The following is a 12,799-nucleotide window of genomic DNA, read 5'->3' on the forward strand; positions in this document are numbered from 1 at the left end:
CCCCATCACCATGAAGGGCGCGCAGAAGCTGCGCGACGAACTGGATCACCTGAAGTCGGTCAAGCGCCCGAAGGTGATCGCCGCCATCGCCGAAGCGCGCGAGCATGGCGACCTGAAGGAGAACGCCGAGTACCACGCCGCGCGCGAGGAACAGGGCTTCATCGAAGGCCGCATCAAGCAGCTGGAAGGCGAGCTGTCGCACGCCGAGATCATCGACGTGAGCAAGCTCAATGCCGGCTCCAAGGTGGTGTTCGGCGCCAGCGTGACGCTGGCCGACGTGGAAACCGACGAAGAGAAGAAGTACCAGATCGTCGGTGACCTGGAAGCGGACATCAAGCTGGGCCTGATCGCGATTTCCTCGCCGGTGGCGCGCGCGATGATCGGCAAGCTGGAAGGCGATTCGATCGTGATCGACGCCCCGGCCGGCCAGCGCGAGTACGAGATCGTCAGCGTCAGCTACGTGGACTGACACGGTGGCAACGGCGACCCTGCTGTTGCCGGCCCGCAGCCGCTTTGCCGCGGCTGCGTTGCCGGACGATGTGGCACGTGCGCTCGGCCGTGCCACGACCGTGCAGGTCGCGCCGGGCGAACGCGCGCAGCTGACGCGCCATTTTGCGGTTGCCGCGCCGCACTGGCCGGTGGCCGCGTTGACCCGCCAGCGCGACGTCGGCGATGCCGCCGGCGCCAGCTGGCTGCGTGCCGATCCGGCCTGCATGGTGCCGGACATGCATGGCGCGCGGATGATGGCCTACGGCGAAACGCTGCGGCCGACGCTGGCCGACAGCCTGGCCCTGCTGCCGGTGCTGCAGCCCTTGTTTGCCGATGCCGGGTTCGTGCTTGACGCACCGGACCCGTCGCGCTGGTACCTGCGGCTTCCAATCGACCTGGTGCTGCCGGACTTCAATAGTCCGGACGAGGTGCTGGGCGATGACCTGTTCTCGCATCTGCCGGAGGGCGAGGGCGGCCGTCGCTGGCGGGCGCTGATGACCGAAGCGCAGGTACTGCTGCACAACCATTCCTGGAACCAGCAGCGCGCCGCTCAGGGACAACAGCCGATCAATTCGCTGTGGTTCTGGGGCGGTGGCGTGATGCCGGTGTCGGTCAGCACGCCGCACGCACAGGTGCGCAGCCGCGATGCCCTGCTGCAGGGCCTGGCCCTGGCGGCTGGCGTAGCCGTGGATGGCGACCAGGCGGTGGATGCACTGGTCGACCTGCGCCAGCTGCGTTCGCTGCAGCAGCTCGGCAATGATGCAATCCGGCCGCTGCTGGCCGCGCTCAAGCGTGGCGAGCTGCAGCGGCTGGTGCTCGATTTCGAGGACGGCCTGCAGTTCCAGCTGGACCGCGGCCAGCGCTGGCAGTTCTGGAAGAAGCCGCGCCAGCTTCACGACTGATCGGGGCCTCTGCCGTGCGGGGTCGGATCCGTTTTCCTAGGGAAAACGGCTCTGACCCCATTTTGTCTATCGATATCTGAAAGATGTGTCGACCAAGGTCGACACCTACCAGCAGCGGCGTGAACCTGTCGAAGGTGGGGCGGTGTCGGATTGCGGGGTGTCAGCCGCATGGATGCGGCTGCCAAGCCTACAGGGACGTACTTGCGGCGTCCCCGCAATCCGACACCGCCCCGCCAACCCACGGACTCCCCGCTGTTGCTGTTGCTTCGGATGTTGCTTCGGCAGGTGCAGGGCGCAGCCCTGCAAACAATCACCTCACCGTGCTGACCACGGTCGGCAGCTGCCAATGCCCTCCCGCCACGCCGCGGCACTGCCCGGTGGTGAACTCGCCGCTCTTCACGAATCGCGCGCCATCCCAGGCCCAGTCGTGGCCGGAGAAGCAGTCACCGATGCCGCGTCCACGGAAGCGCCCGCGCAGCGTCGCATCATCGCGATCAAAGTCCTCCGCGTTGGAGGTCACGAACTTCGCCTGGTACGGCGCCTTGTCCTGTACTACCCAGTAGCCGCTGCTGAAGTTGTAGGCACCCACGAAGCAACTGGTGCTTGCCAGTACATGCTGGGCGTCCAGTCGCTGGATCTCGATCTCATCTGTCCCGCCATCGCTCAGGCGGCCGCACTCATCCGGCTTCGGCAGGCTGGCGATCAGCGCCTTGCGCAGGCCCGGTGCCTTGGCCAGCGCCGCGTCCGAGGCGCGCGGTGCCATCAGCGTGCCGCGCACGATCACTGGCACCGGCAACGCCGCAGGCACGCTCGCTTCGGGCTTGTCGCCACGCCGCACCAGCGCACCGGGCGTGCCCAGCCGGCCCTGGGCCTCGTCCATCTTCAGCAGTACGGCCGCTGCGCCGCTGTCGGAGATCGGCCACGCCTTGCCCTTGCCGTCGATGATCTCGATGCGTGCCTGGCGCGGCAGTGCGGCGACCAGTGCATCGGTCTGTGCCTGCTGCAACAACACGTTGTCCCCGTCGCCGGTGTCGTGCACCGGGCCCAGGTCCTTGCCGTTCAGGCGCAGGCGCAGCGCCCCGGTCGGCGTCGGGCTTTCGCCATCCTCGCCATTGCGCAGCCGCGCGAGCACCTTCGTACCCGGGCCGCCCGCGCGTTCCAGCATCAGGCTGAGCAGATTGCCGGGTTCTTCCGGGCTGTAGCCGGCGGCGCGGCAGGTGCGGGTGTTGTCACAGGCCAGCGACCAGTCGTTGTGCTGGAACTGCACGCCGGCCTTCGGTTCGGGTGTGGCGGCGTGGGCGGCCGGGGCCAGGGCGAGGCCCAGCAGCGCGGGAAGCAGCGTGCGATGCATGCGTTGAAGTCCATTTCAGGGCCGACAAGCATGGAAGATATGCTGGCAGATTCCAAATGCTCGCGATCAGGGGGGGAGCCTCCTGCGGGCAGAGAGATCCGACCCCGCGCTATCATGGGGATGTCTTCCGCAACCCGGCGATGCCGATGTCCCTTGCCGCCGATGCTGCGCAGCCGTCCTCTGATACGCCGATGATCCGCCGCCGCGATGCGGTCGTACCCGGCAGCTGGCCAGAGGGCACGCTGCCGCTGCTGGCGCGTCTCTATGCCAACCGGGGCGCGGGTACACCGGAGTTGGCGCAGCCGAAACTGGGCAATCTGCACGCCCCCGAGTTGCTGACCGGCATCGATGATGCGGTGGGCCTGCTGATCGAGGCCATCGCCAATGACAAGCGCATCCTGGTGGTCGGCGATTTCGATTGCGATGGCGCCACCGCCTGTGCGGTCGGCGTGCGCGGCCTGCGCATGCTCGGCGCGCAACACGTCTTCCACGCGGTGCCGAACCGCATGGTGCATGGCTATGGCCTGTCGCCGTCGCTGGTGGAGGAACTGGCCGCGCTGCAGCCGGACCTGCTGGTGACTGTAGATCACGGCATCGCCTGCCATGCGGGCGTGACCGCGGCCAAGGCGCGCGGCTGGCAGGTGCTGGTCACCGACCATCACCTTCCCGGGCCGCAGCTTCCGCCGGCCGATGTCATCGTCGATCCCAATCTCGACGGTGATGCCTTCCCCAGCAAGTCACTGGCCGGCGTCGGCGTGATCTTCTACGTGCTGATGGCGCTGCGCCGGCACATGCGCGAGGCCGGCGTCTTCGCCGATGGCAAGGGGCCGGACCTCACCACGCTGCTGGACCTGGTGGCGGTCGGCACCGTCGCCGACTTGGTGGCGCTGGATCCGAACAACCGGGCACTGGTCAGCGCGGGCCTGCGCCGTCTGCGCGCGGGGCAGGGCTGTGTCGGCCTGCGTGCGCTGATCGAAGCCAGCGGCCGTGATGCCGCGCGGCTCACTGCCACCGACATCGGCTTCGCGCTCGGCCCGCGCCTGAACGCCGCGGGCCGGCTGGAAGACATGGCGCTGGGCATCGCGCTGCTGCTGACCGAAGACCCGCGCCAGGCGCGCGAGATCGCGCAGACGCTGGAGCAGATCAATTCGGAACGGCGCGCCGTGCAGCAGTCGATGACCGATGACGCCGAGCAGGCGTTGACCCGGGTAGTGCTGGACATGGCCGGTCAGCGACCGGTGGCGGCCTGCCTGTTCGATGCCGACTGGCATCCGGGCGTGGTCGGCCTGGTCGCGTCGAAGATGAAGGATCGCCTGCATCGCCCGGTGATCGCCTTTGCCCCGGCCGAACCGGGCGCCGACACCCTGCGTGGCTCGGCGCGCTCGATTCCCGGCCTGCACATCCGTGACGCCCTGGCGCTGGTCGACGCGCGCCATCCGGGCCTGATCGAACGCTTCGGCGGCCACGCCATGGCGGCCGGGCTCAGCCTGCGGCGTGACCACGTCGATGACTTCAAGGCCGCCTTCGTCGCCGTGGTGCTGGAAATGCTCGACCCGGCGGCACTGCAGCAGCAGGTCCTCAGTGATGGCGAACTGGCGGCGGACGAGCTGGACCATCGCCACGCCGATGCGTTGCGCCTGGCCGGGCCGTGGGGCCAGGGTTTCCCCGAGCCACTGTTCGACGGCCACTTCGAAGTGGCCAACTGGCGCGTGCTGAAGGAGCGTCACCTGAAGCTGGAACTGCGCCTGCCCGGCGTACCCGGTACGATCAACGCCATCCATTTCGGCGGCTGGCACGGCAACGCGCCCGGTCGCCATGTGCATCTCGCCTATCGCCTCGCCTGCGACGACTATCGCGGCGGCAGCGCCATCCAGCTGATCGTGGAGCACTGCCTGCCCGCATAGAAAAAGGGGACGGAGGGGATTAAGTCGCTTGTGCCTCGTTTGCCACTTGCGACTTAATCCCCTCCGTCCCCTTTTTGGGGGCGCCAACCCCATTACGGTTGCTGGTGCGTTCAAAGGTTCACGATCCCACTGGAGTCCGGTCATGGTCTTCGCCCGTTGCTGCACCGTATTGCTGCTGGCCGTTGCGGCCTGGCCCGTTGGCGCACAGTCGCCGACGATCTCCCGGCCGCAGGCCGCCACGCCGCTGCTGATCGCGCCGGCGGCTGAGCAGTCGGTTCAATTACGACACGCCCGCATCGAAGGCGAAGTCCAGGCCGGCATCGCCCAGACCCGGATCACACTGGAATTCCACAACCCGAACCGGCGCGTGCTGGAGGGCGAGCTGCAGTTCCCGCTGGCCGACGGTCAGCAGGTCAGCGGCTTCGCGCTGGATATCAACGGCGAGATGCGTGACGCGGTGCCGGTGCCCAAGGATCGCGGCCGCCAGGTGTTCGAGGAGATCGCCCGCCGCGGCGTCGACCCGGGGCTGCTGGAACAGACCGCTGGCAACCAGTTCCGGTTGCGCATCTACCCGCTGCCGGCCGGCGGTAGCCGGCGCGTGGAGCTGGTGATTCGCGAGCCGTTGGCCTTCGCCGGCCAAGGCTGGCAGTGGACGCTGCCGCTGCAGTTCGCCGCCGGTGCAGCCTCGGTTGAGCTGAAACTGCAGGCCCCCGACACGGCCACCGCGGGTACGGCGCCATTCCGCATCAGCGCGGGCCAGCTGCAGTGGCAGGGCAGGGGCGCGCAGCTGCCGCAGCAGCTGCAGTGGAGCCTGCCGGCAGCCCGACAGGCACAGGTGCAGGTGGCGCCCTGGCAGGACGGCCATTACCTGTTGGCGCAGCTGCCGGTGGTGGCCAGCAGCACGCCGCGCACGTTGCCCAGCGAGATCGGGCTGCTGTGGGACGGTTCCGGCTCGGCGGGCCAGCGCGATCGCACACGTGAGTTCGCCCTGCTGGATCGCTATTTCGCTGCGCTGGGTGACGGCAGCGTGGCGTTGACCGTACTGCGGGATCGCGCCGAGCCGGTGCGTCGATTCCGTATCCGCGCCGGCAACTGGAGCGAGCTGCGCGCAGCCCTGCAGGCCGTGCGTCCGGACGGCGCCAGCGCACTGGCGCAGTGGCAGCCGCAATCGAGCGTGAAGGAATACCTGCTGGTCAGCGATGGCCTGCTGACCTATGGGCCGGAACAGCTGCCGGCGATGGCGCCGGACCAACGCCTGTTTGCGGTCAGCAGCGCCGGTGCGCGCACCGATGCCGTGCGACTGCGTGGCTGGAGCGAAGCGCATGGTGGTCGCTTCGTAGCGCTGGGGAAGGATGTCGAATTGGCCGCCCGTGAGCTGCTGTCGTCGCCGATGGATGTGCAGGTCGATGCAGGGCGCGGCGTGCAGGACGTGGTGATCGATCGTCGCAGTGAAGCCCAGGGCTGGTTGTGGCTGAATGCACGACTGGCGGCCGACGGTGTGCCGATGCGGGTGCGCGTGGGTGGCGGCGAATGGCAGGCGCTGCCCGCCACGCAGAAGAGCAACGACGGAGAACTGCTGGCGGGCTTGTGGGCGCAGGCGCGCCTGCAGCAGCTGGCCGCCGATCGCCGTGGCAACCGCGAGGCGATGCAGCGCCTGTCACAACAGTTCGGCCTGGTCGGGCCGGATACCTCGTTGATCGTGCTGGAGACGCTGGAGGACTACCTGCGCTATGCGATCCGCCCTTCGGGCACGTTGCGCGCCGAGTACGACGCCAGGTTTGCAGTGCAGGTAAGTGATCGCGCCGCAGCCGATCGCCAGCGCCTGGATGAAGTGGCCGCTCGCTGGAAGGAGCGCCAGCAGTGGTGGAACCGCAGCTGGCCGAAGGATGTGCCGCCGCAGCCGAAGGGCGGGGCACTCGAAGTGGCCTCCGCGGACTACGCGATGGAATCAGCGCCGGTGGCGATGCTCGCCGCGCCGGCCCCGGCGGCACCACCCGCCCCGGCACCGATGGCCGCCGCCGCCGAGCAGCGCATGGAAGCCAGCAGCGCGCGTGCGCGTCGCTCAGCGCCTGCATCGAACAAGGCCCTGGATTCAATCACGGTCACTGGTGGCCGTGTCGCTGCGCCCGCTGCTGCCAGCGACGGCCAACTCGGCATCCAGCTGGCGGCCTGGCAGCCGGACTCGGCCATCGCCCGGCGCCTGCGCGAGGGCCCGCCGTCGCAACTCTACGACCGCTATCTGGCCGAGCGCGATGCCCACGCCGACAGCAGCGCGTTCTTCCTCGATGTGGCCGACCTGCTGCGGGGGCAGGGCCAGCGCGAACTGGCACTGCGGGTACTGTCGAACCTGGCCGAGATGGATCTGGACAACCGGCATCTGCTGCGCGTGCTCGGCTACCGGCTGATGCAGGCTGATGCCCCGGCACTGGCGGTGCCGGTGTTCGAGCAGGTGCTGGCGATGGGCCAGGAAGAACCGCAGAGCTTCCGCGACCTGGGCCTGGCGCTGGCAGCGGCCGGCAAGCCGCAGCAGGCGCTGGCGCCGCTGTACCAGGTGGTGGTGCGGCCGTGGGACAGCCGCTTCGATGGCATCGCCCTGATCGCATTGGATGAGCTGACCAACCTGGTGGCGCGCAGCACGCCACGGCTGGATACCTCGGCCATCGACCCGCGCCTGCTGCAGGCAATGCCGCTGGACCTGCGCGTGGTGCTGTCCTGGGATGCCGACAACAGCGACATGGACCTGTGGGTGACCGACCCGAACGGCGAGCGTGCCTACTACGGCAACCGCCAGACCTACCAGGGCGGGCGGATGTCGCAGGACTTCACCGGCGGCTATGGCCCCGAGCAGTTCTCGCTGCGCAACGCCAAGCCGGGCAAGTACAAGGTCGAGGCGAACTATTTCGGCAGTCGCCAGCAGCTGGTGACCGGTGCGACGACGCTGATGCTGCGCCTGACCACCCATTGGGGCACGGCCCAGCAGAAGGACCAGATGGTGACGATGCGGCTGAAGGATCGCGCCGAAACCGTGCTGGTGGGCGAGTTCGAGGTGCGTTGATCGCTCGGGCACCCGTGTAGAGTCGAGCTGGCTCGACTGCCTCAATGTAGAGCCGAGCCTGCGCTCGGCTCATGGCAGAAGCAGCCGAGCGTGGGCTCGGCTCTACACTACTGCGGTGCGCGCCATTGGCGGCGCTGGCGGATTCGCACGCAGGCCGAACAGGGGCCGCAGCCAACGCACGCGACGGATCAGCAACTCATGGATCAGCAGGCAGCCGCCGACAGTACCGGCCAGCAGCAGGGCCGGTTCCATCCACGGGCCCAACTGAAGTGGCTTGAGCCAGAACAACAGCACGATGATCAGGCTCTGGTGCAGCATGTACCAGGGATAGATCGCCTCGGTGCAGTACGGCAGCCAGCGGAACGGGCGATCGAGGAAGACCTTTCCCCAGCCGAGGATGGCCAGCAGCGCGGTCCATACGTAAAGCGACTGGCTGGCCCGGCCCTGCAGGTCCCAGAACGGTTCGGGCCATTGCCGCAGCGGGGAATCGGCGGGCAATACCTGGCCGAGGATGCGCAACCCCAGATACCAGCCGACGGCAGCCAGCGCCAGCCATAGCGTGGTGCGGCGCAGGGCGACCACGCGCTCCCAGAACACCGGTTCACGACCCAGCAGGTAGCCGGCCAGGAACACCGTGGCGTACTTCGCGTGCTGGTACCAGTCGCCGAGCAGGGCATTGGTGGACGGGTAGATCGGCTCCAGCCAGATCACCCAGGCCAGCAGCAGGGCGGACGGAAGGCCGATCAGCAGCATCGGCGATGCTGCGCAGAGCGCCATCGCGCGGCGAACCACCGCCGTTCCCAGCAATGGCATCAACAGGGCCAAGGCCAGCGTGTAGTTCCACAGATAGGCCAGGTACCACAGGTGGTTCCAGGTGATGCCGTACTGCCAGCCGGCGAAGCTGCCTTCCGGCCACGGCCGCACCTGCCAGTAGCGCAGCAGGAAGTGGCCGAAGCCGGGTGCCACGTGGCCGTTTGCCACGCCTTCGCAATAGGGCTGGATCGGCACGATCACGAACATGCCGAACAGCAGCGGCAGCAGCAGCCGCCAGGTGCGCAGGCCGGCGAAGCGCAGCAACCTGCCTTCCGGCCGCATCAGCGCGATGGCGATACCCGAGATCAGGAACAGCAGCGACATCCGCCAGCGGTTGACGAACAGCATCGGCCACTGCAGCCATTCGGCGGTATGCACGCTCTTGAGGTGAAAGCCCCAGTCGTCCACGTAGGCCATGGCGGTGTGGTAGAGGATCAGCAGGGCGAAGGCGAACACGCGCAGGGCGTCGATGTCGTAGCGTCGGGTCATGGTGGTGGTGTGCCGGAGAGTCGAGCCAAGGTGACGCCGCCCGGTCCGTGCGGCGACTGGCAAGGGGCCGCTGGAACCGACGCAGTGACCAATGGCGGGGGTGGTGGGATCAATGGAGCCGCTACCCTTTGTCCCTTGAGGCAGGCTGGAGCACCGCAACGACATGGATGCAGCAATGACTCAGGGCCGACCATCGCGCTGGCGTACTTCAACCCGCCTGCTGGTATGGGCGGCGATCCTGTCGGCCTCGGCAGTGACCAATGCGCTGGTGGAAGTGATGGACGCCAATCGCCGCGGCGCCGATCTCGGGCTGTGGGAGCCGATGATCTGGGAGTTCAGCAGCCTCGGCCTGGTCCTGTTGACCCTGCCGCTGCTGTGGTGGGGCTGCGAGCGCTGGCCGCTGCATGCCGATACCTGGAAGCGGCGATTGCCGCTGTATCTGCTGGCCAGCGTCGGCTGGTCGCTGCTGCACGTGGTGGGGATGGTGCTGCTGCGGCACCTGGCCTACGGGTCGCTGGGCCATCGCTACCAGGATGATGCCGGCTGGCTGGAGCGTTTTGCCTACGAATACCTGAAGGATGTACGCACGTTTGCGATGTTCGTGGCACTGGAGCACTTTGCCAGCTGGTTCGGCCGGCGCAGGCAGGGCGAGGCGAGCCTGCTGGCCGAGCCGGACGTCGGCCCACCGGTGGAGCCGGTCGAGCGCCCCCAGCACTTCCTGGTGCGCAAGCTGGGCAAGGAGTTCCTGGTCGCCACGGCGGACGTGGAGTATGCCCAGGCCGCGGGGAACTATGTGAACCTGCGGGTACGCGGCCACGACTATCCGCTGCGGATCACCATGGCGGTGCTGGAGCAGCGGCTCGACCCGGGCGAGTTCCTGCGCCCGCACCGCAGCTGGCTGATCCATCGGGGCCAGCTGCGCTCGATCGAGCCGCTGGACGGTGGCGAGGCCCTGCTGCACATGGCCGACGGGGCGAAAGTGCCGTGCAGCCGGCGCCAGCTGCCGCTGCTGCGGCAGGCGCTGGGGGCAGGGTGAGGCCCTCATTCCGGGCACCCGCAGCCTGCGGTATCATTACCAGTCATCTTTTGAATGCATAACCGCCGACATGATCGAACTGAATCCTGTCCGCCAGCGCATCACCGATCTGACCGATCGCGTGCTGTCGCTTCGGGGGTATCTTTGACTACGACGCCAAGAAAGAGCGTCTTGAAGAAGTAACGCGGGAGCTGGAAAGCCCCGACGTCTGGAACAACGCCGAGTACGCCCAGAACCTGGGCCGCGAACGTTCCAGCCTGGAAAAGACCGTGGGCGGCATCGCCTCGGTGCTCGATGGCCTGAACGACGCCACCGAGCTGCTGGAGCTGGCCGAGTCCGAGCAGGACGAGGACACCGCCCTGGCCGTGGTCGCCGACCTGGACAAGCACCAGGCCCACGTGGAGAAGCTGGAGTTCCAGCGCATGTTCTCCGGCGAGATGGACAATGCGGCGGCGTTCGTCGACATCCAGGCCGGTGCCGGCGGCACCGAAGCCCAGGACTGGGCCGAGATCCTGCTGCGCATGTACCTGCGCTGGTGCGAGTCGCGCGGCTGGAAGACCGAACTGATGGAAGTGTCCGGTGGCGACGTTGCCGGCATCAAGTCGGCAACGCTGCGCGTGGAAGGCGACTATGCCTATGGCTGGCTGAAGACCGAGACCGGCGTGCACCGCCTGGTGCGCAAGTCGCCGTTCGACTCGGACAACCGCCGCCACACCAGCTTCACCTCGGTGTTCGTGTCGCCGGAAATCGACGACAACATCGACATCACCATCAACCCGGCCGACCTGCGTACCGACGTGTACCGTTCGTCCGGTGCCGGTGGCCAGCACGTGAACAAGACCGAGTCGGCGGTGCGCATCACCCACATCCCGACCAACATCGTCGTGGCCTGCCAGACCGGCCGCAGCCAGCACCAGAACCGCGACAACGCGATGAAGATGCTGGCCGCCAAGCTGTATGAACTGGAGATCCAGAAGCGCAACGCCGAGAAGGACGCGGTGGAAGCCACCAAGTCCGACATCGGCTGGGGCAGCCAGATCCGCAACTACGTGCTGGACCAGAGCCGCATCAAGGACCTGCGCACCGGCATCGAACGGTCGGACACGCAGAAGGTGCTGGACGGCGACCTGGACGAGTTCGTCGAGGCCAGCCTGAAGGCCGGCCTGGCCGTGGGCTCCAAGCGCGTCGATGCCTGATCGGCGCGCCTGCGCGGATATCGTCACCCTCGTGCGCAACGCCGAGGGTGGCTGATCACGCTTCCGATGTGGGGCCGAGCCCATGCTCGGCTGCTGTTGGCGCAGTAGCAGATGCGTCGAGCATGGCTCGACGCTACAACGGGTACGGCGGTAGCGATGATGCGCAGCGAAAGTGAACGCAAGGAACTCGGCGGCTTTCTCAAGGCCTGCCGCGCCCGTGTCGATCCTGCCACGCTCGGCCTGCCGGCCGGGCGCCGGCGTACCCCGGGCCTGAAGCGCGAGGAAGTCGCGCTGGCGATCGGGGTGAGCGTCAGCTGGTACACCTGGATCGAGCAGGGCCGTGAAGTGCGCGCCTCGCCCGAGGTTCTGGAGCGCCTGGCGCAGGTGCTGCGCATGAGCGACGACGAACGCGCCTACGCGTTCGCGCTGTCCGGCTACGGCGTGCCGCTGGAATCACCGGACGAGAGCGTGACCGACGGCTTGCGCCAGCTGGTGGAGGCGATGCAGCCGATCCCGGCCTATGTGCGCAACACCCGCTTCGACATCCTGGCCTGGAACCCGGCCATCGCCGATCTGTTCGTGGACTACAGCCAACTGGCGCCGCATGAGCGCAACACGCTGCGGCTGATGTTCCTGTACCCGCCGTACCGCACGCTGATCCTCAACTGGGAAGAAATGACCCGCGGCCTGCTGGCAGGCTTCCGTGCGGCGATGGCGCAGGCGCCGGACAAGGCGCCGTTCCTGGCGCTGGTGGAGGACATCGCGGCGCATAGCGAGGAGTTCCGCCAGTGGTGGCCGGAGCACGACGTGCGTCGGTTCGATGAAGGGGCGAAGAAGCTGAACCATCCCACGCGCGGGTTGCTGGACCTGCAGTACGTGGCGCTGGTGCCGGAGAGCCGGCATGACCTTTCCCTGGTGACTTACCTGCCGCGTAGGTAGGTTGGTCGGCAGGGCTTGCAGCCCTGCACCTGCTCAATGCAACGGCCAAAGCCAGAGCTAGAGCTAGAGCTGGATTCCGTGGGTTGGCGGGGCGGTGTCGGAGTGCGGGGACGCCGTAAACCCGTCCCTGGGGGCTTGGCAGCCGCATCCATGCGGCTGACACCCCGCACTCCGACACCGCCCCACCTTTGAAAGGTTCACGCGGCTGTTGGTAGGTGTCGACCTTGGTCGACACATCTGTCAGATATCGAAAGAAATTCCGGGGTCAGATCCGTTTTCCTATGGAAAACGGATCTGACCCCAAGAGCATTTCCGACAGATCGCGGAAAACCGTCGAAGGCGGGGTGGGTCCGGTTGCGGGAGTGTCCGCGGCATGGATGCCGCGGCCAAGCCCACAAGGACGGGTTTACGGCGTCTCCCGCAACCGGACCCACCTCGCCATCCCACAGATAGCCCGCTGTTGCTGCTGCTTCGGCTGTTGCCGTTGCCTCTGCGGGTGCAGGGCGCAGCCCTGCAAGAGCCCCCATTCAGACAGGTAAGTGCAGGTCACAGGATAAGCAGACGCCTTGTTGCCTCCGCCAATCGGGTCCACATTCCTGTGCAGGAGACGGGCCGCCGCCCGTCG

9 protein-coding genes are annotated in these 12,799 nt (G+C 67.6%); 7 read left to right on the plus strand and 2 right to left on the minus strand.

The features are described 5' to 3' along the window. Window positions 1-4 precede the first annotated feature (4 nt). Window positions 5-469: a transcription elongation factor GreA gene (gene greA / locus AC5P8R_RS13730; RefSeq protein ID WP_026347191.1), complete on the plus strand. Its 465-nt coding sequence runs from the start codon at window positions 5-7 to the stop codon at window positions 467-469. 4 nt (window positions 470-473) lie between these two features. After that, entirely contained in the window at window positions 474-1,391 is a 918-nt protein-coding gene (locus AC5P8R_RS13735; protein WP_053494864.1) for a phosphoglycerate mutase, read from the plus strand. Window positions 1,392-1,701: 310 nt separating this feature from the next. On the opposite strand, the gene AC5P8R_RS13740 is transcribed toward AC5P8R_RS13735, so the two are convergent. Beyond that, window positions 1,702-2,742: a DUF1176 domain-containing protein gene (locus tag AC5P8R_RS13740; RefSeq protein ID WP_495223542.1), complete on the minus strand. Its 1,041-nt coding sequence runs from the start codon at window positions 2,740-2,742 to the stop codon at window positions 1,702-1,704. A gap of 146 nt (window positions 2,743-2,888) precedes the next feature. Between AC5P8R_RS13740 and recJ the strand changes: the two genes are divergently transcribed. Together recJ and AC5P8R_RS13750 are read left to right on the plus strand one after the other, a co-directional pair. Then, window positions 2,889-4,646: a single-stranded-DNA-specific exonuclease RecJ gene (gene recJ / locus AC5P8R_RS13745; protein WP_495223543.1), complete on the plus strand. Its 1,758-nt coding sequence runs from the start codon at window positions 2,889-2,891 to the stop codon at window positions 4,644-4,646. Between the two features lie 142 nt (window positions 4,647-4,788). Beyond that, window positions 4,789-7,701: a DUF2135 domain-containing protein gene (locus AC5P8R_RS13750; protein ID WP_495223544.1), complete on the plus strand. Its 2,913-nt coding sequence runs from the start codon at window positions 4,789-4,791 to the stop codon at window positions 7,699-7,701. 102 nt (window positions 7,702-7,803) lie between these two features. Here the strand turns inward: AC5P8R_RS13750 and AC5P8R_RS13755 are convergent, their stop codons facing one another. After that, on the minus strand, window positions 7,804-9,003 hold the full coding sequence (locus AC5P8R_RS13755) for an acyltransferase family protein (RefSeq protein WP_495223545.1): 1,200 nt from the start codon (window positions 9,001-9,003) through the stop codon (window positions 7,804-7,806). 175 nt (window positions 9,004-9,178) lie between these two features. Here AC5P8R_RS13755 and AC5P8R_RS13760 point away from each other — a divergent pair, with 175 nt between their 5' ends. From AC5P8R_RS13760 to AC5P8R_RS13770, 3 genes are all read left to right on the plus strand, one after another. Beyond that, window positions 9,179-10,039, plus strand: coding sequence for a LytTR family DNA-binding domain-containing protein (locus tag AC5P8R_RS13760; protein WP_046429953.1), 861 nt, complete (start codon window positions 9,179-9,181; stop codon window positions 10,037-10,039). 70 nt (window positions 10,040-10,109) lie between these two features. Next, a protein-coding gene (prfB, locus tag AC5P8R_RS13765) for a peptide chain release factor 2 (RefSeq protein ID WP_014037064.1) occupies window positions 10,110-11,235 on the plus strand; the annotation gives its coding sequence in 2 pieces (ribosomal slippage) (window positions 10,110-10,184 and window positions 10,186-11,235; 1,125 coding nt in all). Between the two features lie 156 nt (window positions 11,236-11,391). Continuing rightward, entirely contained in the window at window positions 11,392-12,174 is a 783-nt protein-coding gene (locus tag AC5P8R_RS13770; protein WP_021204557.1) for a helix-turn-helix transcriptional regulator, read from the plus strand. Window positions 12,175-12,799 lie beyond the last annotated feature (625 nt).

It is taken from the genome of Stenotrophomonas sp. YJH_SMC_73, from assembly GCF_059370155.1.

Bases quoted from the DNA above. Each gene is read 5' to 3' on its own strand.
- AC5P8R_RS13740 (WP_495223542.1), bottom strand. From the start codon at position 2,742: ATGCATCGCACGCTGCTTCCCGCGCTGCTGGGCCTCGCCCTGGCCCCG.
- recJ (WP_495223543.1), top strand. From the start codon at position 2,889: ATGTCCCTTGCCGCCGATGCTGCGCAGCCGTCCTCTGATACGCCGATG.
- AC5P8R_RS13750 (WP_495223544.1), top strand. From the start codon at position 4,789: ATGGTCTTCGCCCGTTGCTGCACCGTATTGCTGCTGGCCGTTGCGGCC.
- AC5P8R_RS13755 (WP_495223545.1), bottom strand. From the start codon at position 9,003: ATGACCCGACGCTACGACATCGACGCCCTGCGCGTGTTCGCCTTCGCC.
- AC5P8R_RS13760 (WP_046429953.1), top strand. From the start codon at position 9,179: ATGACTCAGGGCCGACCATCGCGCTGGCGTACTTCAACCCGCCTGCTG.
- AC5P8R_RS13770 (WP_021204557.1), top strand. From the start codon at position 11,392: ATGATGCGCAGCGAAAGTGAACGCAAGGAACTCGGCGGCTTTCTCAAG.